The 21019-nt window shown below is 54.3% G+C and carries 20 protein-coding genes; 11 read left to right on the forward strand and 9 right to left on the reverse strand.

The window, feature by feature from the left end; translation table 11 throughout:
* Positions 1 to 581 precede the first annotated feature (581 nt).
* Both VI01_RS09210 and arsC read left to right on the forward strand, forming a co-directional pair.
* Positions 582 to 2045, forward strand: coding sequence for a M48 family metallopeptidase (locus VI01_RS09210; protein WP_045814897.1), 1464 nt, complete (start codon positions 582 to 584; stop codon positions 2043 to 2045).
* 5 nt (positions 2046 to 2050) lie between these two features.
* Positions 2051 to 2398, forward strand: coding sequence for an arsenate reductase (glutaredoxin) (gene arsC, locus VI01_RS09215; protein ID WP_045814898.1), 348 nt, complete (start codon positions 2051 to 2053; stop codon positions 2396 to 2398).
* On the opposite strand, the gene hda is transcribed toward arsC, so the two are convergent.
* The 3 genes from hda to upp form a co-directional block, all read right to left on the reverse strand.
* Positions 2395 to 3096, reverse strand: a complete 702-nt coding sequence (gene hda / locus VI01_RS09220) for a DnaA inactivator Hda (protein ID WP_034825971.1) — start codon at positions 3094 to 3096, stop codon at positions 2395 to 2397. The two genes, arsC and hda, sit on opposite strands and share 4 nt — an antisense overlap.
* A gap of 93 nt (positions 3097 to 3189) precedes the next feature.
* Positions 3190 to 4473, reverse strand: a complete 1284-nt coding sequence (gene uraA, locus VI01_RS09225) for a uracil permease (RefSeq protein ID WP_038645460.1) — start codon at positions 4471 to 4473, stop codon at positions 3190 to 3192.
* Between the two features lie 364 nt (positions 4474 to 4837).
* Positions 4838 to 5464, reverse strand: a complete 627-nt coding sequence (gene upp, locus VI01_RS09235; RefSeq protein ID WP_034825735.1) for a uracil phosphoribosyltransferase — start codon at positions 5462 to 5464, stop codon at positions 4838 to 4840.
* A gap of 240 nt (positions 5465 to 5704) precedes the next feature.
* Here upp and purM point away from each other — a divergent pair, with 240 nt between their 5' ends.
* Together purM and purN are read left to right on the forward strand one after the other, a co-directional pair.
* Entirely contained in the window at positions 5705 to 6745 is a 1041-nt protein-coding gene (gene purM / locus VI01_RS09240; RefSeq protein WP_045814935.1) for a phosphoribosylformylglycinamidine cyclo-ligase, read from the forward strand.
* Positions 6742 to 7380, forward strand: a complete 639-nt coding sequence (gene purN / locus VI01_RS09245; protein WP_038645457.1) for a phosphoribosylglycinamide formyltransferase — start codon at positions 6742 to 6744, stop codon at positions 7378 to 7380. The genes purM and purN overlap by 4 nt, the downstream gene beginning before the upstream one ends.
* 137 nt (positions 7381 to 7517) lie before the next feature.
* Here purN and pstB read toward each other — a convergent pair whose 3' ends face one another.
* From pstB to VI01_RS09260, 3 genes are read right to left on the reverse strand one after another with little or no spacing between them, the layout of a single operon-like run.
* Entirely contained in the window at positions 7518 to 8285 is a 768-nt protein-coding gene (pstB, locus tag VI01_RS09250; protein WP_038645455.1) for a phosphate ABC transporter ATP-binding protein PstB, read from the reverse strand.
* A 12-nt stretch (positions 8286 to 8297) separates the two neighbouring features.
* Positions 8298 to 9896 (reverse strand): phosphate ABC transporter permease PstA, encoded by a 1599-nt coding sequence (gene pstA, locus VI01_RS09255; protein WP_045814901.1) that lies wholly within the window; start codon positions 9894 to 9896, stop codon positions 8298 to 8300.
* Complete coding sequence (locus tag VI01_RS09260; RefSeq protein WP_045814902.1) at positions 9893 to 11986, reverse strand: ABC transporter permease subunit; 2094 nt, start codon at positions 11984 to 11986, stop codon at positions 9893 to 9895. Before VI01_RS09260 ends, pstA begins: the two co-directional genes overlap by 4 nt.
* Before the next feature lie 182 nt (positions 11987 to 12168).
* Here VI01_RS09260 and ppk1 point away from each other — a divergent pair, with 182 nt between their 5' ends.
* The 5 genes from ppk1 to mgtE all read left to right on the forward strand — a co-directional run bounded on the left by ppk1 (position 12169) and on the right by mgtE (position 18284).
* The gene (gene ppk1 / locus VI01_RS09265) at positions 12169 to 14229 is read left to right on the forward strand and encodes a polyphosphate kinase 1 (protein ID WP_045814903.1); all 2061 of its coding nucleotides are present in this window, start codon (positions 12169 to 12171) and stop codon (positions 14227 to 14229) included.
* Positions 14230 to 14234: 5 nt separating this feature from the next.
* On the forward strand, positions 14235 to 15758 hold the full coding sequence (gene ppx / locus VI01_RS09270; RefSeq protein ID WP_045814904.1) for an exopolyphosphatase: 1524 nt from the start codon (positions 14235 to 14237) through the stop codon (positions 15756 to 15758).
* 27 nt (positions 15759 to 15785) lie between these two features.
* Complete coding sequence (tehB, locus tag VI01_RS09275; RefSeq protein ID WP_045814905.1) at positions 15786 to 16385, forward strand: tellurite resistance methyltransferase TehB; 600 nt, start codon at positions 15786 to 15788, stop codon at positions 16383 to 16385.
* 150 nt (positions 16386 to 16535) lie between these two features.
* A complete protein-coding gene (locus tag VI01_RS09280) occupies positions 16536 to 16724 on the forward strand; it encodes a YfgG family protein (protein WP_034825717.1) in 189 nt (62 codons plus the stop codon).
* 126 nt (positions 16725 to 16850) lie between these two features.
* Positions 16851 to 18284, forward strand: coding sequence for a magnesium transporter (mgtE, locus tag VI01_RS09285; RefSeq protein WP_034825715.1), 1434 nt, complete (start codon positions 16851 to 16853; stop codon positions 18282 to 18284).
* Positions 18285 to 18286: 2 nt separating this feature from the next.
* On the opposite strand, the gene VI01_RS09290 is transcribed toward mgtE, so the two are convergent.
* Complete coding sequence (locus VI01_RS09290) at positions 18287 to 18781, reverse strand: AlpA family transcriptional regulator (protein WP_034825714.1); 495 nt, start codon at positions 18779 to 18781, stop codon at positions 18287 to 18289.
* 10 nt (positions 18782 to 18791) lie between these two features.
* Positions 18792 to 19040: a hypothetical protein gene (locus VI01_RS25730; protein WP_071845604.1), complete on the reverse strand. Its 249-nt coding sequence runs from the start codon at positions 19038 to 19040 to the stop codon at positions 18792 to 18794.
* 216 nt (positions 19041 to 19256) lie between these two features.
* Between VI01_RS25730 and VI01_RS09295 the strand changes: the two genes are divergently transcribed.
* Entirely contained in the window at positions 19257 to 19436 is a 180-nt protein-coding gene (locus VI01_RS09295; protein ID WP_045814906.1) for a hypothetical protein, read from the forward strand.
* Between the two features lie 252 nt (positions 19437 to 19688).
* Here VI01_RS09295 and VI01_RS09300 read toward each other — a convergent pair whose 3' ends face one another.
* Positions 19689 to 20465: a DUF3750 domain-containing protein gene (locus VI01_RS09300; protein ID WP_045814907.1), complete on the reverse strand. Its 777-nt coding sequence runs from the start codon at positions 20463 to 20465 to the stop codon at positions 19689 to 19691.
* Between the two features lie 227 nt (positions 20466 to 20692).
* Between VI01_RS09300 and VI01_RS09305 the strand changes: the two genes are divergently transcribed.
* Positions 20693 to 21019, forward strand: a complete 327-nt coding sequence (locus tag VI01_RS09305; protein WP_045814908.1) for a type II toxin-antitoxin system RelE/ParE family toxin — start codon at positions 20693 to 20695, stop codon at positions 21017 to 21019.

A 21019-nucleotide genomic window follows, 5' to 3' on the forward strand; every position in this document is an offset into this window, starting at 1 on the left:
TATATCACAGCGTGAGCAGGGCAAAAGTCCTGCAGTTTTGGCCTGTCCGGGGTTTTCATTGCGGAAATAATAATTAGTCAGGCTAATTGAATAATGCTTTCGATTGAGCCGAAGAGATGCCTAAAAAAATAACTGGCTTTAATCGACTGCTATCTGTTTAGGTTTTATCAAGCCAGTGTCGCTGAAAATATGACCATACTTAACTAAAATTTAGGCGACCCTATAAAAAATCACCATTAAAATCACTGATGGATAAAACAGGCCAGTTCACTGTTTTGACGTTTGTTTTTCAGAGTAAACCTGGAAAATTTCATGCCAGATTCAATTATTTTGAGCAACTTTACGTAACTTTAACTTCTGAACCTGTAAAAGCGCTAACCTGGTCGCGGCGGACCATTCAATTTTTTGCTGCAATTAGAGCCCGCTGTAGCCATTTTTTTCATTTTAAGTCTATGTCGCTTCTTCATTTGCTTGTTACCACGCGCTGGTTAAGATAGAAGCGCTGCGTCAAAGGAAAGTACGCGCAGAACATTTGAACGACTTACCTGTCCAATTGCAGGTGACTTATACAGGATCAAGGCATGTTTAACCGGTTGAAAAAATCAGTGCTGGCGGCCCTTATTCCTACGCTGCTGCTGACGCCCGCGCTCTCCGTGCGCGCGGACGTGAGTGATAATCTGCCCGATATGGGAACCACAGCGGGTTCGACGCTATCCATTAATCAGGAATTACAAATTGGCGACTTCTACGTGCGCCAACTGCGCGCCAGTGCGCCGCTGATTAACGATCCGCTATTAAATCAATACATCAATGAGTTAGGGCAGCGCCTGGTGGCGCATGCCAATTCGGTGCGCACGCCGTTTCACTTCTTTCTCATTCAGAATGACGAACTTAACGCTTTCGCCTTTTTCGGCGGCAACGTCGTGCTGCATTCATCATTGTTCCGCTACACCGATAACGAAAGCCAACTGGCGTCGGTGATGGCGCACGAAATTTCCCACGTCACCCAACGTCATCTGGCACGTGCGATGGAAGAGCAGAAGCGTAATGCGCCATTCACCTGGGTGGGTGCATTGGGGTCGATTCTGCTGGCCATTGCCAGCCCACAAGCCGGGATGGCAGCATTGACCGGTACGTTGGCGGGCACGCAGCAGGGCATGATCAGCTTCACTCAAGCCAACGAGCAGGAAGCCGACCGCATCGGTATTCAGGTGCTGCAACGCGCCGGTTTCGATCCGCAGGCGATGCCGAGTTTCCTGCAAAAGCTCGCCGATCAAAGCCGCTTCTCTTCTAAACCCCCGGAAATTTTGCTCACTCACCCCTTACCGGATAGCCGTTTAGCCGATGCGCGTAACCGTGCCAACCAGATGCGCTCGGTGGTGGTTCAGTCATCTGAAGGCTTCTATATGGCGAAGGTGCGCTCGTTGGGCATGTATGCCACAGGCCGTAATCAGCTGACCGATGATCTGTTAAATGAATACGCTAAAGGGAATTCGCGTGAGCAGATGGCGTCGCAATATGGCAAAGCAGTGCAGTTCCTGCAGGCGAAAAGCTTCGACAGTGCGAAAAAAATCATCACCCCGATGCTGGCGAAACAGCCGGATAACGTCTGGTTGCTGGATATCATGACGGATATCGACATCGGTCTGAACCAGCCTCAGCAGGCGATCAACATGCTAACCAGTGCCAAAGGTAGCAGCACCAATCCGGTGCTACAGCTCAACCTCGCTAACGCTTATGTCGAGGCGAAACAGCCCGCTAACGCCACGCGCATCCTCAATCGTTATACCTTTGCCCATCCCGATGACGTCAATGCCTGGGATTTGCTGGCACAAGCCTCAGCAGCACAGGGATTACGGGATGAGGAGTTGTCGGCACGAGCGGAAGGATTAGCACTCAATGGCCAGCTCGATCAGGCGATCACCACCCTGAGCAGTGCCAGCGCCCAGGTGCCACTCGGCAGCCTGAAACAGGCACGTTACGATGCACGCATCGATCAGTTCCGCGAACTGCAGAAGCGGTTCCGTCAGTATCAGAAAGGATAAAAATAATGGTGAGCATTTATCACAACCCGCGTTGCAGCAAGAGCCGCGAAACCCTGGTGCTGCTGCAGGATAAAGGCATTGAACCCGATGTGGTGCTGTATCTTGAGACACCGCCTGACGTGCAGACGCTGAAAAAACTGCTGCGGCAGCTAGGCATGAGCAGTGCGCGCGATCTGATGCGCCGTAAAGAAGACCTCTATAAAGAGATGAATTTGGCCAACGTGCAGTTGAGTGAAGAGCAGTTGCTTCAGGCGATGGTGGACAATCCCAAACTGATTGAACGTCCCATCGTGATCAACGGTGACCAGGCGCGTATTGGTCGTCCACCTGAAGCGGTGCTGGAGATTATTTAAAGCCCCAGCGCTTCTTTCACAAAGGGAATGGTGAGCTTGCGTTGCGCGCTGATAGAGGCGCGATCCAATCGATCAAGCGTATCAAACAGCGTGCGCATTTCGCGGTCGAGGCGTTTCAGCAGGAAGCGCCCGACATCTTCCGGTAACTCAAAACCACGCAGCCCCGCACGCAACTGCATCGCCTGGAGTTTGTCTTCATCAGACAGCGGCTGTAAGCGATAAATCTGGCCCCAGTCGAGACGTGATGCGAGATCGGGCAGTGCAAGATTGAGCTGACGCGGAGGACGATCGCCAGTGATCAACAAACGCGTTTTGCCGATTTCAAGAATGCGGTTGTAGAGATCGAAAATCGCCATCTCCCACTCCGCATCACCGGCAATGCATTCGATATTATCGATACACACCAGCGCCAGATTCTCCATGCCATCCAACACTTCCGGCACGAACCAGGTGCGCTTATCCAGCGGAACATAACCTACTGCTTCACCACGCGCCGACATCTCCGCGCAGGCCGCGTGTAACAGGTGGCTGCGGCCGCCGCCTTCGCGTGACCAGAAATAGAGATAGCTGCCGTGCTGCTGAGAAAGTGCGCCTTGCAGCGCCGCCAGCAAAGACGGATTTTCCCCCGGCCAGAAACTGGCAAAGGTTTCATCATCGGGTAAATAGAGTGGCAGTGAAAGCTGTGCCGGCGTGTTCAGAAGTACCTCAACGGATGAGCAGGCAGAAAACGGCGCAAGTTTATCACGATCCTTGCAAGAGATGAACCAGGCTTCCCTGCCCGGCAGAGCGCATTAACTTTCGCGCTTTTCTTCGGCATCCAGTACCACTTCCTCGGGCCGTAACAGATTGATTACGCGGAAAATCAGTGCCAACGCGACGCCAACGATAGTGGCCAGCGCCATGCCTTTAAGTTCTGCAGCGCCGATATGCACTTTCGCGCCGCTGACGCCGATGATCAGGATCACCGAGGTCAGGATCAAATTCTGTGCTTTGTTGTAATCCACTTTAGATTCAATCAATACGCGAATACCGGAAGCCCCGATCACCCCGTACAACAGCAGAGAAACACCACCCATTACCGGTACCGGGATCGCCTGAATCGCGGCCGCCAGTTTACCGACGCAAGAGAGCAAAATCGCGAAGATCGCCGCCCCGCCAATCACCCAGGTGCTGTATACGCGGGTAATCGCCATCACGCCGATGTTCTCACCGTAAGTGGTGTTTGGCGTGGAACCGAAGAAACCGGAGATCATGGTGGACAAGCCGTTAGCAAACATCGAGCGATGCAGGCCGGGATCGCGGATCAGATCTTTTTTCACGATATTGGCGGTAACGACTAAGTGGCCAACGTGCTCAGCGATCACCACGAGCGCCGCAGGCAGGATGGTCAACATCGCGGCCCATTCGAAGCGCGGCGTGTAGAAGGTTGGCAGTGCAAACCACGGCGCATCGGCGACCGATTGCCAGTTCACAATGCCCATAAAGGATGAGAGCGCGTAGCCTGCCAGCACACCAATCAGAATCGGGATGATGGCGAGGAAGCCGCGGAACAGCACGGAACCAAACACCGTGACCGCCAGCGTCACCATGGAAATGATGATGGTTTTACTGTCAGGTGACGTGCCATCGGCTGGCAGCAGACCGGCCATATTGGCCGCCACGCCCGCCAGTTCCAAACCAATCACCGCAACAATCGCGCCCATCGCGGCGGGGGGGAACATCACGTCAAGCCAGCCGGTGCCGGCTTTTTTGACAATCAACGCCACCACGCAGAACAGGAAACCACAGAGAATAAAGCCGCCGAGCGCCACTTCATAACCCAGTGGCAACAGCAGCAGCACCGGTGAAATAAACGCAAAGCTCGAACCCAAATACGCCGGGATTTTGCCTTTACAGATAAACAGATACAGCAACGTACCGACGCCGTTGAACAGCAGCACGGTGGCCGGGTTGATATGGAACAGAATTGGCACCAGCACTGTGGCACCAAACATGGCGAACAGGTGTTGCAGGCTGAGCGGAATGGTTTGCAGCAGCGGTGGACGTTCGTCGACACCAATAGCCCTACGAGTCATCATTTATCCCCTCTCCCCGTCATATTTCGAGCTGTAGCCGCGTTGGCGGCTCTCGCGCACCCGAATCACTTACTGATGTAAGCTCATCGGGATTTGCTCGTTTGCCGCCTTGCTACAGCTCGAACTATTTTGGGGATGATTGTTGTGTTTTTGCCAAAAAAAAGCCGACTCTTCGGCCGGCTGCTTAACTACTTTTCATTCAATAATGCGAATGCATATTCTGCCCACATTGGCAGACCGGGCGTTATTGGCGCAGGCAATTTGTTCACGGCCAGCGCGGAGAAACCGCAGCGTACTGAAGTACGTGAGGATTTCGAGCACTGCCCGGGGGCAAAGTGACAAGCAAAATAGCCCGGAGCGGTCATTACTTGGTACCGAAGATCTTATCGCCGGCGTCGCCGAGACCCGGAATGATATAGCCCTTCTCGTTCAATCCCTGATCGATTGACGCGGTATAAAGCTCAACGTCTGGATGCGCTTTTTCCAACGCCGCAATCCCTTCTGGCGCCGCCACCAGCACCAGCACTTTAATGCTGTTGCAGCCCGCTTTTTTCAGCAGGTCGATGGTTGCGATCATCGAACCACCGGTCGCCAGCATCGGGTCAACCACCAGCGCCAGACGCTCTTCGATGTTTGACACCAGCTTCTGGAAATAAGGAACCGGCTCCAGCGTCTCTTCGTCACGATAAACACCAACGACACTGATGCGCGCGCTTGGCACGTGTTCCAGAACGCCTTCCATCATGCCGAGGCCGGCACGCAGGATCGGCACCACGGTGATTTTTTTGCCTTTGATTTGATCGACATCAACCGGGCCGTTCCAGCCTTCGATGGTGACGCGCTCGGTGGCCAGATCGGCGGTGGCTTCATAAGTCAGCAGGCTGCCGACTTCAGAGGCCAGCTCGCGGAAGCGTTTGGTGCTGATATCATGCTCACGCATCAGGCCCAGTTTATGTTTGACCAGCGGGTGTTTGACTTCCACGATCTTCATGATTGTTCTCCCGGAATTGAGTTGAGCTAAAAAAAAATCGCCGGATTATACCGCCTTTTTGCCGCTGCGCCACTTGTCATTGGTCAATGGCTTAGCGCGATCCGCGTGATCATAAGGATTGGCGAAAAATCAGCGCTGTGCAAAGCGGCATGAGATGGGACTCGCAAACGTTTGCCTGCACTGGTAGAATTAGCGCGCTTAATTTTTGCCACCAACCGCAATTCGCGTGGGGATTCCGCAGTGACCGACAAAACCTCTCTCAGCTACAAAGACGCCGGTGTTGATATCGATGCTGGTAACGATCTGGTTGACCGTATTAAAGGCGTAGTAAAGAAAACTCGTCGCCCGGAAGTGATGGGTGGACTGGGTGGCTTTGGCGCGCTCTGTGCGCTGCCGCAGAAATACCGCGAGCCTGTGCTGGTCTCCGGAACCGATGGCGTCGGCACCAAGCTGCGTCTGGCGATGGATCTCAAACGTCATGACAGCATCGGCATCGATCTGGTTGCGATGTGTGTGAACGACCTGATTGTGCAAGGCGCTGAGCCGCTGTTCTTCCTCGACTACTACGCGACCGGCAAACTGGATGTGGATACCGCTTCTGCGGTGATCACCGGCATCGCCGAAGGTTGCCTGCAGTCAGGTTGTGCGCTGGTCGGCGGTGAAACCGCTGAGATGCCAGGCATGTACCACGGTGAAGACTACGACGTGGCCGGTTTCTGCGTCGGCGTGGTGGAAAAATCAGAAATCATTGACGGTTCGAAAGTGCAGGACGGCGACGTGCTGATCGCCCTGGGCTCAAGCGGCCCGCATTCGAACGGTTATTCACTGGTGCGTAAGATTCTGGAAGTCAGCCAGACTGATCCAGAAACCAAACAGCTGGATGGCAAACCACTGGCCGATCACCTGCTGGCACCGACTCGCATCTACGTGAAAAACATCCTCAGCCTGATCGAACAGGTGGATGTGCACGCGATTTCTCACCTGACCGGTGGCGGCTTCTGGGAAAACATCCCACGTGTGTTGCCAGACAATACTCAGGCAGTGATTGACGAGAAGAGCTGGCAGTGGCCGTCCGTGTTCAGCTGGTTACAGCAGGCAGGCAACGTCAGCCGTCATGAAATGTATCGTACCTTTAACTGCGGCGTGGGCATGATCATCGCGCTGAGCCCGGCCGATGCCGATAAAGCGGTAAAGCTGATGACCGACGCTGGCGAACAGGCGTGGAAAATCGGCGTGATTAAAGCCTCTGACTCAGAAGAGCGAGTGGTTATTAATCCATGAAAAAACTGGTTGTACTGATCTCCGGTAACGGAAGCAATCTTCAGTCCATCCTCGACGCCTGCGCAAGCGGGCGTATCAACGGCAGCGTCGCTGCCGTTTTCAGTAATAAAGCCTCAGCGTTGGGTTTGACGCGTGCGCAGGAAGCCAGCGTACCGGGTCATAGCCTCGCCGCCAGTGACTTTGCCGACCGCGATGCATTTGACCGCCAACTGATGCAGGAAATCGATGCCTATGCACCCGACCTGGTGGTGCTGGCCGGTTACATGCGCATTCTCAGTCAGGCGTTTGTCGCGCATTATCACGACCGGTTGGTGAACATCCATCCGTCGCTGCTGCCGAAATATCCCGGACTGCATACCCATCGTCAGGCACTAGAGAATGGTGATGAGGAACACGGTACGTCGGTGCACTTTGTTACTGACGAACTGGATGGCGGACCAGTGATTTTGCAGGCGCGCGTTCCGGTATTTGCTGAAGATGATGAAGAAGAGATCACCTCACGCGTGCAGCATCAGGAGCATGCGATTTATCCGCTGGTGATCAGCTGGTTCGTCGATGGACGCTTGCAGATGCGTGATGGAAAAGCCTGGCTGGATGGGCAACCGCTGCCACCGCAGGGTTACGCACACGACTGATTTTCACCTTATTCAGCCGCTTGCAGACACGTTGCCCCGCTTAATTCACCCCAGTCACTGGCTGATGTCAGCGCCTGGGGCTGCTAAAACCTGCTGCCTTTCTACGCCCTGAAAACGTAGAGCAAGTTGCTCATCCCTTAACCAAATCTACCCGTAATGTAATCTTCGGTTTTACGCGCTTTTGGCGAGGTGAAGATACGATCGGTTTCATCAAACTCCACCAGTTGCCCGTTATGCATGAACGCCGTGTAATCTGACACACGTGCCGCCTGCTGCATGTTGTGCGTCACCAGCACCAGCGTGAAATGCTGCTTTAACGTGGTCATTAACTCTTCGATCACTAGCGTGGATATCGGATCGAGTGCCGATGTTGGCTCATCCAGCAGCAATACTTCCGGCTCAATGGCAATGGCGCGCGCAATCACCAGACGCTGCTGCTGACCGCTGGAGAGCGTCAACGCATTCTGCGCCAGCTGATCCTTCACTTCACTCCACAGTGCCGCCGCACGCAGCGCACGTTCACAAGCTTCATTCAGCACGCGACGATCGCGCACCCCTTGCAGCCGCAAACCGTACACCACGTTCTCATAGATCGATTTTGGGAACGGATTCGGCCGCTGAAACACCATGCCAATGCGGCGACGCAGCGCGGGCAGATCCTGATTGGCCTGCATCACTGCATGCTGATCCAACAGAATTTCGCCCTCTATGCGGCAACGATCAATCACATCATTCATGCGATTAAAGCAGCGCAGCAGCGTCGACTTGCCACAACCGGACGGTCCAATCAGCGCTGTGATGCGGTTTTTGGGGATGTGCAGATCGATATTGTTCAGCGCCTGGCGCTCGCCGTACCACAGCGACAGCTGGTTAACGGTTAACGCGATGTCGTAATCGGGCGTCATCTAAAAACCTTTCTAGTGCGTCATGAGGCGGTAACGCTCGCGCAGCCGATGCCGCAGCGCCATCGCCAGCAGATTGAGCGACAGGATAATCACCACCAGCAGCAAGGCGGTGGCGTAAACCAGCGGTCGGTCAGCATCGATATTCGGGCTCTGGAAGGCCAAATCGTAAATCTGAAAACCGAGGTGCATAAATTTGCGGTCGAGGTGCAGATACGGGAACACCGCATCCACCGGCAGTTCCGGGGCCATTTTCACCACACCCACCAGCATCAGCGGGGCGGTTTCCCCTGCCGCACGCGCCACGGCCAGAATCAGGCCGGTGAGCATAGCCGGTACCGCCAGCGGTAACACCACGCGCCACAGCGTTTCCGCCTGCGTGGCACCCAGCGCCAGCGAGCCCTGGCGCAGATTATCCGGGATGCGTGACAGCCCCTCTTCGGTGGCGACAATCACCACGGGTAATGTCAGCAGCGCCAGCGTCAGTGCCGCCCACAGCAGGCCCGGTGTGCCATACGTCGGATTCGGTAGTGCGCGTGAGAAAAACAGCTGGTCGATAGTGCCGCCGATCAACCAGACAAAGAAGCCCAGACCAAACACGCCATACACAATGGATGGCACGCCGGCGAGATTCACCACCGCAATGCGCACCAGACGGGTTAAGGCATTACGTCCGGCATATTCGTGCAGCCACACTGCCGCCACCACGCCCAGCGGCATCACAATGATCGACATCAGTAACACCATCAGCACCGTGCCAAAAATCGCCGGGAACGCCCCGCTCTCGCCGCCGCCTGATGTGGGTGAATCGCTGACAAACTGCCAGATCTGACTGAAGAAGTGCTGCAACTTCTGCCCAAACGACATCGCATTTGGATACCAGGCATCCACCACCTGCGCCAGCGGAATAATGTGATCCTGCCCCTGCACATCGCGCAGCACCAAGGTGTCGCGTTCGCTCTCATGTTGCAAATGGGTCAGCTGTTGCGCTAGTGCGCTAAAGCGCCGCTGCAGCGCCACGCTGTTGGCATCGAATTCCGATTGATCCTGCAGGGTGAACGTGCCGCGCTGACGTTGATCATCAGCTTGCTGCTGCAGGCTTTCCAGCTGTGCATTAAGGCGTGCCATTTGCACGCGACGAATATGGTTGGCCTGACGTAACTGCTCATGCACCTGCACCAACCGCTGGTGCAACAGCGCATCACGATCGCGTGCGGTCAGCACTTCGTTGTCTTCCCGCAACTCAATCAGCCAGCCGTAAGCATTGCCGCCGCTGCGGCGCTGTAACACCATCGCATCTGCTGGACGGCGCGTTTTCGCCGCGCCCTGGCTATACAGCACACGGAAATCCGGTGCGGCAAAATCGCGATTGCCGGTTTTCACCACATAGCGCCACTGCTCGCCCTGCGGCTGTTTATGCAGCGTTTCGCCCAGCACCATCACCGCCGAGCCTTCCGGCGGCTGGAACAGGTATTGATCCACCGGTTGTGGCCAGAAGGCGCGCATGCCCTGCCATGCCAGCAGGCCAATCAGCAAGGTAAACGCCAGTAAACACACGGCCACCGCACCGGCTGTTAGCCAGCGCCAGCGATCGTTTTGACGCATCGCTTTCATCCCTGTCCCTCATGCTGGCTGTAGCGCTGGCGCAGACGCTGACGAATCAACTCCGCGACGGTGTTGATCACTAAAGTGAATATCAGTAACAACAGCGCACTCAGGAAAAGAATTCGGTAATGCGCACTGCCTGCTGCCGCTTCAGGCATCTCAATGGCGATGTTGGCCGAAAGCGCACGTAGCCGTGCAAACAAGCCGCCTTCACTGACCGGCGTGTTACCGGTGGCCATCAGCACAATCATGGTTTCACCTACTGCGCGGCCAAAACCGATTATCAGGGCAGCAAAAATCCCCGCCGATGCGCCTGGCAGCACCACACGCGTCAGGGTTTGCCACGGCGTGGCGCCCAGCGCCAGTGAACCTTGTCCCAGTGCGCCTGGCACGCTGAATAGGGCATCTTCAGACAACGTGAAAATCAGCGGAACCAGCGCAAAGCCCATCGCCAGCGCTGCGACCAATAAGTTACGTTGCTCATAGTGCGCCAGCCGCTCGCCGATATCCGGCCACAGCTGCGTGGGCAACCACAGCGTTAACAGGGTCACGGCCAGCAATACCGGCAGCAGTAGAATCACTTCAAAACCGGGCCGACGACAACGCAAGGGCAAGTGCGGACTGAGCACGCCGCACAGCAATAAAGTGACCGCCAGCACCAGCGGCAACAGCAGCACGCCGACCAGCGCAGTACTCACATGGGGTGCCAACCAAACCCCGGCTATCAATCCAATCACCACGCTCGGCAACGCACCCATCATCTCAATGCCCGGCTTCACCCAGCGGCGTAACCCCGGCGACATAAACCATGCGGTGTACATTGCCGCCGCCAGAGCCAGCGGCGTGGCAAACAGCAGCGCCAGCGAGGCGGCTTTGAGTGTGCCCAGCACCATCGGTATCAGACTGAATTTGGCCTGATAGCTGTCGCCAGCCGCAGTGGATTGCCATACCCAATCCGGCTGCGGATAGTTTTCGTACCAGATTTTTTGCCACAGATTGCGCCAGGTGAAATCGGGCCAGGGATTATCCAGCGCAAACTGTTGCCACTGCCCTTCCCGCTCCACGATCAGCGCATCACCGCGGGGTGAAAATGCCAGCGCCTGAATACCGGGAGCTAACTGCCGCGTCAAGATTGGCCCTTGCTGCTTGCTGGCGAACAGTTTGACTTCCCCCGCCGCATTAAAGGTGGCAAACACACGCCGTTGCGCCTCAGGTACGATCTTCACCGCATCCTGGCTGTGCTCAAAGGTGTGTATTTCCTGCAGCCGTGGCCCTTTATCGCTCGCAATGGCGAACCACTGTTTCACCCCCTGTGCATCCTGAATCAGCAGCGTGCGGCCGCCGGTGAGGATATGCAGGCTTTGCGGACGCTGGTTTAGGGTCTGCGTTTCACGCAGTTGTGCGCCTTCTGGTGTGATTTGCCACACACGCAACAAGCGCCCTTCACTGGCGTACAGCAATGTGCCATCGGGGGATAACAGCAGATGCTCGGCTTGCTGCTGTGGCAGCAAAATCTGATTGACGGTTTGCTGGTTCTCCAGCGTCATCACGCTGATGCCCGCAGGCGTTTGGGCGGCAATCCGCCACTGGTGATCGCTCAGCGAGGTCAGCGCCATGGTGGTCACTGCGCCCTGCGCCAGACGCAGCGGACGATCGCCAAACGGGAAGAACCACTGGCCATGATTTTCGTGGATCAGCGGTTGCATCAGCAGCAGTGCGCCCTGCATATTGAGTAATACGCTACTGCTATTGCTGCTGTTGACCGCCGCATCAGGATGCTGTTGCAGCGCCAGTGCCTCAGCGGCGGGCTGTCCATCGAGCGGAACAAAGCGCGCCTCATTGCGGCTGATGCGCCAGCCAAGCTGTCCATCGCTGCCCATCGCCAGCACCGGCGCTTTATCCCAAAGTTGGATATTAGTGGTGGCTTGCATGCCCGGCGCGCTGAAAAGGGGTAACACCACCCAAATCAGCCAGAAGAAAAGCAGCAGCATCAGCAGTAAAATGCCCACGCCGCAGCCTGTCACCACGCGACGAACCAACTGATCGACAGCGCGGCGACGGCGGTCGCTGAAATGGACAGGGATACGATTTATGCTCATGCAGGCCAGGTTACAGGTGAAAACACGTCGCTATGTTGCCCGTAGCTGATTGATAAGACAACCTTTGGCGTTGGACAAGCTTGCCATACTCTCGCCATAATGGTGACGGACACTGAGCGGAGGCGCATTTTTGCGATTTTCCCGCCGGACAATCCGTCCAGCAACAGCCTCACGGAGTCAGAATGGGTCAGGAAAAGCTGTATATAGAAAAAGAAATAAGCTGGTTAAGCTTCAACGAACGTGTGTTACAGGAAGCAGCGGACAAGACTAACCCGCTGATTGAGCGCATGCGCTTCCTGGGAATCTATTCCAACAATCTCGAAGAGTTCTACAAAGTGCGCTTCGCCGATCTGAAACGTCGCATTCTGATTGGTGAGGAACAGGGCACGCCGACGACCCTTCGTCATATCTTGAAAAAAATTCAGCTGCGGGTGCAGAAATCGGATCAGGAATTCGATGCGCTGTACAACGACCTGCTGCTGGAAATGGCCCGTAATCAGATCTTCCTGATTAACGAACGCCAGCTGTCGCCGAATCAGCAAGAGTGGCTGCGCTATTACTTCAAACATCAATTACGCCAGCACGTCACGCCGATTCTGATTAACCACGACACCGATCTGATTGAATTCCTCAAAGACGACTACACCTATCTGGCGGTCGAGATCATTCGCGGCGACGATGTTCGTTATGCGCTGCTGGAAATCCCGTCCGACAAAGTTCCCCGTTTCGTCAACTTACCGGCTGAATCGCCACGCCGCCGCAAACCGATGATTCTGCTGGATAACATCCTGCGCTATTGCCTGGACGAAATTTTCAAGGGCTTCTTCGATTACGATGCGCTGAATGCTTATTCAATGAAGATGACGCGCGATGCTGAGTACGATCTGGTTACTGAGATGGAATCGAGCCTGCTGGAATTGATGTCCTCCAGCCTGAAGCAGCGTCTCAACGCAGAACCGGTGCGCTTTGTGTATCAGCGTGATATGCCGGATGCGATGGTGGAAATGCTGCGCCATAAGCTGTCGATTTCGAACTACGATTCGATTGTGCCGGGCGGTCGTTACCACAACTTTAAAGACTTTATCGGCTTCCCGAACGTCGGCAAAGCCAACCTGGAAAACCGTCCGCTGCCGCAAATTCGCCACATCGGCTTTGATGGCTTCCGCAACGGTTTCGATGCCATCCGTAATCGTGATGTGCTGCTCTACTATCCTTATCACACCTTTGAGCACGTGCTGGAGCTGCTGCGCCAGGCGTCATTCGACCCAAGCGTGCTGGCGATTAAGATCAACATTTATCGCGTGGCCAAAAACTCACGCATCATGGATGCGATGATCCACGCCGCCTACAACGGTAAAAAAGTCACGGTGGTGGTTGAGCTGCAGGCGCGCTTTGATGAAGAAGCCAACATTCGCTGGGCGAAACGCCTGACCGAAGCGGGCGTGCACGTGATCTTCTCTGCGCCAGGCTTGAAAATTCACGCCAAGCTGTTCCTGATTTCACGTCGTGAAGGCGATGAAATCGTGCGTTATGCGCATATCGGTACCGGCAACTTCAACGAAAAAACCGCCCGCATTTATACTGACTATTCATTGCTGACTGCCGATGCGCGTATCACCAATGAAGTGCGTCGCGTGTTTAACTTTATTGAAAACCCGTACCGCCCGGTGACGTTCGAGCACTTACTGGTGTCGCCGCAAAACTCGCGCGACATGCTGTATAAGTTGATCGATGCCGAGATCGCCAATGCTCAGCAGAAAAAACCGGCCGGCATTACGCTGAAAATCAATAACCTCGTCGATAACGGCTTGGTAGATCGTCTTTATGCCGCGTCATCTGCGGGCGTGAAGATCAATTTGCTGGTGCGCGGCATGTGTTCTCTGATCCCTGATTTACCGGGCATCAGTGAAAATATTCGCATTACCAGCATCGTTGACCGTTATCTTGAGCACGACCGCGTCTATATTTTTGAGAGCGGCGGCGAGAAAAAGGTTTATCTCTCTTCCGCAGACTGGATGACGCGTAATATCGATCACCGCATTGAGGTGGCCGTGGCGATCCTCGATCCCCGCGTGAAGCAGCGCATTCTGGATATCATTGCCATTCTGTTGAGTGATACCGTAAAAGCGCGCATCGTGGACAAAGAACTGAGTAACCGTTATGTTCCGCGCGGCAATCGCAAGAAGGTGCGCTCGCAGCTGGCGATTTACGATTACATCAAGAAACTGGAACAACCCGAATAACGCCTATGCCAATTTCCCATAAAAGTACGCCGAAACCGCAGGAATTTGCTGCCATCGATCTGGGCTCAAACAGCTTTCACATGGTGATTGCCCGTGTGGTCGATGGCGCCCTGCAAGTGTTGGGGCGGTTGAAACAGCGCGTGCATCTGGCCGATGGGTTAGATGCGCAAAATCGCCTGAGCGATGAGGCTATGGAGCGTGGCTTGAGCTGCCTGGCGCTGTTTGCGGAGCGTTTACAGGGGTTCAGCCCGGCAAACGTCACTATCGTCGGTACGCACACGCTGCGTATCGCCACCAATGCCGAAGAGTTCCTGCAGCGTGCGGCGGAGGTGATCCCTTATCCGATTGAAGTCATCTCTGGCAACGAAGAAGCGCGTTTGATTTTCATGGGCGTGGAGCATACGCAGCCGGAGAAAGGCCGCAAGCTGGTGATCGATATCGGCGGCGGTTCAACCGAGTTGGTGATCGGTGAGGATTTTGAACCGCAGCTGGTGGAAAGCCGCCGCATGGGTTGTGTCAGCTTTGCCAATCTCTATTTCCCGAAAGGGGAAATTTCGCCTGAACACTTCCGTCGCGCGCGTTTGTCCGCAGCGCAAAAGCTGGAAACCATGGCCTGGCAATATCGTCTGCACGGCTGGCAGTATGCGCTCGGCGCTTCAGGCTCGATCAAAGCGGCCTGCGAAGTGCTGCTGGCAATGGGTGAAAAAGAGAAGCTGATCACGCCGGAAACGCTGGAGATGCTGGTCTCTGAGGTGCTGAAGCACAAGTCGTTTAATGCGTTGAGCCTGCCGGGCTTGTCTGAAGAGCGGAAAGCGGTGTTTGTGCCGGGGTTAGCGATTCTGTGTGGCGTGTTTGATGCGCTGGCAATTCGTGAGCTGCGCCTGTCTGATGGCGCACTGCGTGAAGGCGTGCTGTATGAGATGGAAGGCCGTTTCCGCCATCAGGATATTCGCAGCCGCACCGCACAAAGTCTGGCAAACCATTACGCCATCGATAGCGATCAGGCGCGTCGTGTACTGGAAACCACCGAGCAGCTGTATCTGCAGTGGCTGGATCAAAATCCTAAGCTGGCAAATCCACAGCTTTCCGCGCTGCTAAAATGGGCTGCACTGCTGCATGAAGTCGGATTGACCATCAATCACAGCGGCATGCAGCGCCATTCAGCTTACATCCTGCAGAACTCCAACATGCCTGGTTTTAATCAGGATCAACAGATGTTGTTGGCCATGCTGGTACGCTATCACCGTAAAGCGGTGAAGCAGGATGAAATGCCCCGTTTCACCTTGTTCAAAAAGAAACAGTTCCTGCCGATGGTGTTCCTGTTGCGTCTGGGCACGCTGCTGAATAATCAGCGCCAGGCAACAACCAAGCCGGACTCGCTCAAGCTCAAGGCCGATGACAGCACCTGGACGCTCACTTTCCCGCGTGGCTATCTGAGCCAGAATACGCTGGTGCAGCTGGATCTGGAGCGCGAGCAAGCTTACTGGAATGATGTTACCGGCTGGAAACTGACGCTGGAAGAGGAGTAATGCGGGCTGCTGGCCCGCTGTATCACTATGACAATACGCCCCGATAACTATTTCGCGGAAAAATATGGTCTGACGCCGACCCACTCCGAAGTGCTGGCTGCACTGCCAAAACTGGAAGTGGGCAAAGCGTTAGATCTCGGTTGCGGCCAGGGCCGAAACAGCCTGTTCCTGAATCAGCACGGCTTTGATGTGACGGCCTGGGACAGCAATCCCGTGAGCCTTGAGCGTCTGAATAGCATTATTCAGGAAGAGAATCTGGAGAACATTCGCACTGAGCTGTGCGATCTCAACCAGGTACGTTTCAATGGCGGCTATCAGTTCGTGCTCTCCACGGTGGTGATGATGTTCCTGCAACCGGAATCCATCCCACAGCTGATTGCCGATATGCAGGCCAGTACGCTGAAATATGGCTATAACCTGATTGTGGCGGCGATGAGCACGGATGATTATCCCAACTCGCAGAACTTCCCGTTTACGTTCAAATCCGGTGAGCTGAGCCATTACTATCGCAACTGGCACATCGTGAAGTACAACGAGGATATCGGTGAACTGCATCGTCGCGATGAAAACGGCGATCGCATCAAATACCGTTTCGCCACGCTACTGGTGCAAAAAGCCAGCTATTGATGACGAGGCCGCGGAGTGCGGCCTCATCTGATTTTGATTAACGCACCCTTAACCGTTACTGCTCATTTTTCACACAGCGATTGACCTGACAATCTAACTGTGACTAAATGTTGCCATCGCCCAGCCGGGCATTTACAGGAACCACCCTGCGTGAACAGCGCCATCCCTGCACGAAGACGTCCCAAAACCGGTACCATGACTCGCATTATTTTGCTGATCAGTTTCTTCATTTTGGTTGGCCGTCTGATTTTCATTATCCCCGGTGCGATTGAGCATCATCAGCAAAAAAAAGCCGCACCTGAGCCGGTCACCACACTGAGCACCAGCGATTCGCGCTAAGGAACTTGCGGGTCATCGTTGCTTGCCGCTTCACATTGCCCGATTGTGACAATGCTGCTTAATGCGCCCTGATTACCCGCAACGCGCTACACTTTGACCTGACTTTACAGACACAAGGGACGCGTTATGTCTGCTCCGTATGCACAACAATTAACTGAAATCCGCCAGCGCATCTTGCATCTGCTCCTCAGCGAAGACGATCTCGTTGATGTACTGCTGGATAAATCTATCGATCTTAATGCCGCAGAGCTGCGGGAGATCACCGACTGGCGCCATCAGCTGGAAGAAGAGCTACATCAACTGCACGCAGCTGACTTAGCGGATATCCTCGAAGCGCTACCAGAACAAGAGCGTCTGGCATTATGGCGCCTTGTGCCCTCCGAACAGCGCGGTCGCGTGCTGGTCGAAGCCTCTGAAACCGTCTGGGCCAGCCTGACGGAAGGTATGACTGATCGCGAGATTCTGCACGCTATTGAGCCGCTGGACATCGACGATCAGGTATATCTGGCACGCTATCTGCCGCGCGATTTAACCGGACGTTTACTCACCACGCTGGAGCCAAACCTGCGTGCACGCCTGCTGGAAGTGATCGAGCTTGATCGCGACCGCGTGGGTCAGGTGATGGATTTCAATATTCTGACCGTCCGATCTGACGTGACCCTCGCCACCGTGCAGCGCTTTCTGCGCAAGCGCAAAAGCATGCCGGATGGTACCGATAAAATCTTTATTACTGACGAACAGAATCAGTTGCTGGGTGAGTTAACACTCACCGACATTTTACTCAACAAGCCAAAGACGCTGGTTTCTGACGTGATGAATGCGCGCCCGACCACCTTTCAGCTCGACGACAAAGCCGAAGATGCAGCCAGTGCCTTTGAGCGTTATAACCTGATCTCTGCCGCCGTTATTGATGCGAAAGGCAAGTTGATTGGCCGTATCACCGTGGAAGACGTGATCGATCTGGTTAACGAAGAGAACGAAAGTAACATTCGTAAGATGGGCGGTATTAGCCAGGGTGAGGACGTGTTCGCGCCGGTGCGCAAAGCGGTGGGTAAACGCTGGGCGTGGCTCGCCATCAATCTGTGTACCGCATTTATCGCTTCTCGCGTCATTGGCTTGTTTGAAGAGACCATTTCTCAACTGGTGGCGCTGGCGGCGCTGATGCCTATCGTCGCCGGGATTGGCGGTAACACCGGTAACCAAACCATCACCATGATTGTGCGTGCGCTGGCGCTACATCAGGTGGAACCCAGTAACTTCTCCTTCCTGGTGGTTCGTGAACTCGGCGTTGCGCTGATTAACGGGCTGTTCTGGGGCGGAATCATGGGCAGCATCACCTGGTTAATGTACGACAATATGCAACTCGGTGGCGTAATGATGCTGGCGATGGTGCTTAATCTGCTGCTGGCAGCGCTCATGGGTGTACTGATTCCGTTGATCATGACCAAAATGAAACGCGATCCGGCGGTAGGCTCCAGCGTGCTGATCACCGCCATCACTGACACCGGTGGTTTCTTTATTTTCCTTGGATTGGCGACGGTTTTTTTGCTGCACCACTAAGTTCAAAGGCAGTGTGCGTAACGTTGCAGCGCTTGCTGCAAATTGAGTTGCAACGTTGCGTGCGCCAGTTCGCGGATGCCTGGTGTTACGCGCGATGAGCCGCGTTGATTTAACCACTCGACCACATCGATAAGGTGCCACAGCGCGGTTTTACCATCATGAATTGGACGTGGAAACTGCGGGCTGTGAGTGAGCATTAACTTCCGCATATTTTGGCGCGATACGCCGATCAACTCGGCGATATCCGTAAGGCCGACCAGATCGGGGGCCGCTTCAATCAGTTCGGCATCGGGTAAAGCCTGAATGACTTCGGCTAAAGCATCGCGAATCGCTTGCTGCGCACTCTCCGCTTCCCGGCAGTACATCAGACTCAATTTACCGGCTACGCCAGTACCCACTAGCGCATCAGTGCAACCGGCAGCACCGAGTCGCTCCAGGGCTTCGTCATCAGAAACAGCGTCACTCAACTGAAAACGTAACGTGAATTCAAATTCCATTTTTACATCCTTATCGTTTCACTCTTGAGCAGTTATCCACCACTCGCTTTAACATCCTGGCATGATTTTCAGGGCTCTTAGGCGTGCTCCAAATGCAGGTAATACAGAAATCACCGCATCGACACTCTGCTGAATTCTCCGGGCAATACATTTTGCCCCACGCATGATGCCCACCTTGCACAATTTTCCATCCCTGAACTTCCGCATAACGTAAAACGCTCTCAATCTCTTTGTGCGGGTGTCGCTTCCGTTCTGACATTGCATGCCACCTTATACTTTGATTTTATGGTTGTCAATTGACAACCATCACGAATATTCAGAGGTTATGTCAGCAGTATTTAAGGCGAGAAAAAACAAGAAGTGTCCTGAGAATCCATGCTTATATTGTTGTTGGAAAACAGCGCACAAAATCGAGCGCGCCTGAGTTCAAGCGCATATACACTTAGCGCTATCACTGACCTGAGGGAGAAACAGCATGTTTAAAGTTGATGATTTTGTGCAGTCGAAGACCGGTGGCCCAAAGATGCAGGTCACACGGGTGGAAGGTGAGTTGCTATGGTGCGCGCGTATTGACGATCCCATCAAACGTAAGATCGAGGTCAGAGCAGATAGCGTGAATTTGTATCATGAAGAGGGCGATTTCGGCGTGTGCTGATGCTTCCGTTACGCGATAAATAGCGCCGCTTCTGGTCAGTGCACCCTGCCATAGCGGCGTAATTTATTGTGTTATGCCTGGTTTTGATCGCCATGAATGACGCCCTACATTGCTCGGTGCGGTTAATGACGCCCTTACATTGTTTGGTGCGGTTTTCGTAGAGTGCGCATTCATGCGTACCGGGTTAAAAAGCGCTTACAGGCTTAAGTGAATGGCATTACGCAATTTATTGCACGACGTGAACGCAGACAATCACGGATTGTCCTTTTGCAGATTATCTTGCCCAATCCCGCCAATAAACGGCAAGCGCAGTTTAAATGGCGTGAAGTCCAGCCCCAGATTCAATCCCAGCACATTCACTTCCAGCCCTTCTTCCGCCCCCAGGGTGACGCCTAACACACCCAGCAAGGACACCTGTAACCCGCGCCCCGACGGTGGTAATCCAATTGGATGAAGCAGAGAGCGATAATCTTTGCCTAAAGCATTGGCAGGCAAATCCAGCTTCAACGCAGGCACTTCACGGCCAATGTGCGCCATAAAGGTGTTACTGTTCGGTCCCGGCCACGCGTGATAGGTCGTTGGCCATGGGTAGGATTTTATCGCCGCTTCGATCTGCGGAATCATCGCTTCGGCTTCCTTACCACGATGCTCCACCAGCAAGCGCGGTTTTGCGCCGTACCAGTATCCATCCGGCAGGTTTGCGTTGCGACGCACCTTATCCCCGCTGCCCCAGCTGATCACTTCGTAACGGTTGTACTGCGTCTCCCCGGCACGCTTAAAAATAATCCACGGATGTACCGCGACAGCGCCCTTCCAACCATAGGTGGGCGCGGCATAGACCTGCACAATAGCCAGATTGATATATTGGTGTGGGTCCGGCGCTAACCCGGCCGAATCCCGTCGCGCCGTCGCCCAACCACCGCGCTCGCTGGTCAACTCACCGGTGCGCGTGGCCTGCGCCAGGCTGGCTGCCAGCGAGAGCAACACAATACAGAGGAAAGAGAGTAGAAAGGCTTTCAATGGCAGCATCGACGGCATCCTGATGAGTAATCATTCACCCGTCATCATGCATGGGTTTAGGTGAGTTTGTATTCACTAACTATGCGATAGGGCAAATCGTTGTGAAAACTGATGTTGGTTACACACAAGAGATTGGAATGCATCTCGCAGTTGCGCACTCTTATTTGCCCCTTGCCTTGCGTCAATGTCGCTTATAAAAGACAATTTTTGCTGGATTGAATGCTTGCGAGGACGCTATGCTGTATACCACCCAACGTTATCAGGATGCTGATGGCAAAGTTCCCTATACCGAATGGATAATCAAATTAAGGAAAAAGGATCCTCGCGCTGCGGCAAAAATTGATACCCGAGTGGATCGCGCTGAGAGTGGAAATTTTGGCGACTACCGATTTGAAAGAGAGGGTGTGTGGGAATTAAAAATCAATTATGGCCCCGGTTATCGCGTCTACTACGCACTTGATGGAGATAGGATAATTTTGCTTCTTGTTGGGGGAGATAAAGCGTCCCAAAAACAAGACTTAGCAAAAGCCGTAAAATTTTGGCGTGAATATCAAACGAGGTAA

The organism is Pantoea sp. SM3, from assembly GCF_000963995.1.
Taxonomy (GTDB): domain Bacteria; phylum Pseudomonadota; class Gammaproteobacteria; order Enterobacterales; family Enterobacteriaceae; genus Pantoea; species Pantoea rwandensis_B.

Coding starts and splice junctions, on each gene's coding strand:
- mgtE (WP_034825715.1), top strand. CDS start 16,851: ATGTCTGCTCCGTATGCACAACAATTAACTGAAATCCGCCAGCGCATC.
- pstB (WP_038645455.1), bottom strand. CDS start 8,285: ATGACGCCCGATTACGACATCGCGTTAACCGTTAACCAGCTGTCGCTG.
- VI01_RS09260 (WP_045814902.1), bottom strand. CDS start 11,986: ATGAGCATAAATCGTATCCCTGTCCATTTCAGCGACCGCCGTCGCCGC.
- purN (WP_038645457.1), top strand. CDS start 6,742: ATGAAAAAACTGGTTGTACTGATCTCCGGTAACGGAAGCAATCTTCAG.
- VI01_RS09210 (WP_045814897.1), top strand. CDS start 582: ATGTTTAACCGGTTGAAAAAATCAGTGCTGGCGGCCCTTATTCCTACG.
- upp (WP_034825735.1), bottom strand. CDS start 5,464: ATGAAGATCGTGGAAGTCAAACACCCGCTGGTCAAACATAAACTGGGC.
- arsC (WP_045814898.1), top strand. CDS start 2,051: ATGGTGAGCATTTATCACAACCCGCGTTGCAGCAAGAGCCGCGAAACC.
- VI01_RS09295 (WP_045814906.1), top strand. CDS start 19,257: ATGTTTAAAGTTGATGATTTTGTGCAGTCGAAGACCGGTGGCCCAAAG.
- ppk1 (WP_045814903.1), top strand. CDS start 12,169: ATGGGTCAGGAAAAGCTGTATATAGAAAAAGAAATAAGCTGGTTAAGC.
- ppx (WP_045814904.1), top strand. CDS start 14,235: ATGCCAATTTCCCATAAAAGTACGCCGAAACCGCAGGAATTTGCTGCC.
- VI01_RS09290 (WP_034825714.1), bottom strand. CDS start 18,781: ATGGAATTTGAATTCACGTTACGTTTTCAGTTGAGTGACGCTGTTTCT.
- pstA (WP_045814901.1), bottom strand. CDS start 9,896: ATGAAAGCGATGCGTCAAAACGATCGCTGGCGCTGGCTAACAGCCGGT.
- VI01_RS09305 (WP_045814908.1), top strand. CDS start 20,693: ATGCTGTATACCACCCAACGTTATCAGGATGCTGATGGCAAAGTTCCC.
- tehB (WP_045814905.1), top strand. CDS start 15,786: ATGACAATACGCCCCGATAACTATTTCGCGGAAAAATATGGTCTGACG.
- uraA (WP_038645460.1), bottom strand. CDS start 4,473: ATGACTCGTAGGGCTATTGGTGTCGACGAACGTCCACCGCTGCTGCAA.
- VI01_RS25730 (WP_071845604.1), bottom strand. CDS start 19,040: ATGTCAGAACGGAAGCGACACCCGCACAAAGAGATTGAGAGCGTTTTA.
- VI01_RS09300 (WP_045814907.1), bottom strand. CDS start 20,465: ATGCTGCCATTGAAAGCCTTTCTACTCTCTTTCCTCTGTATTGTGTTG.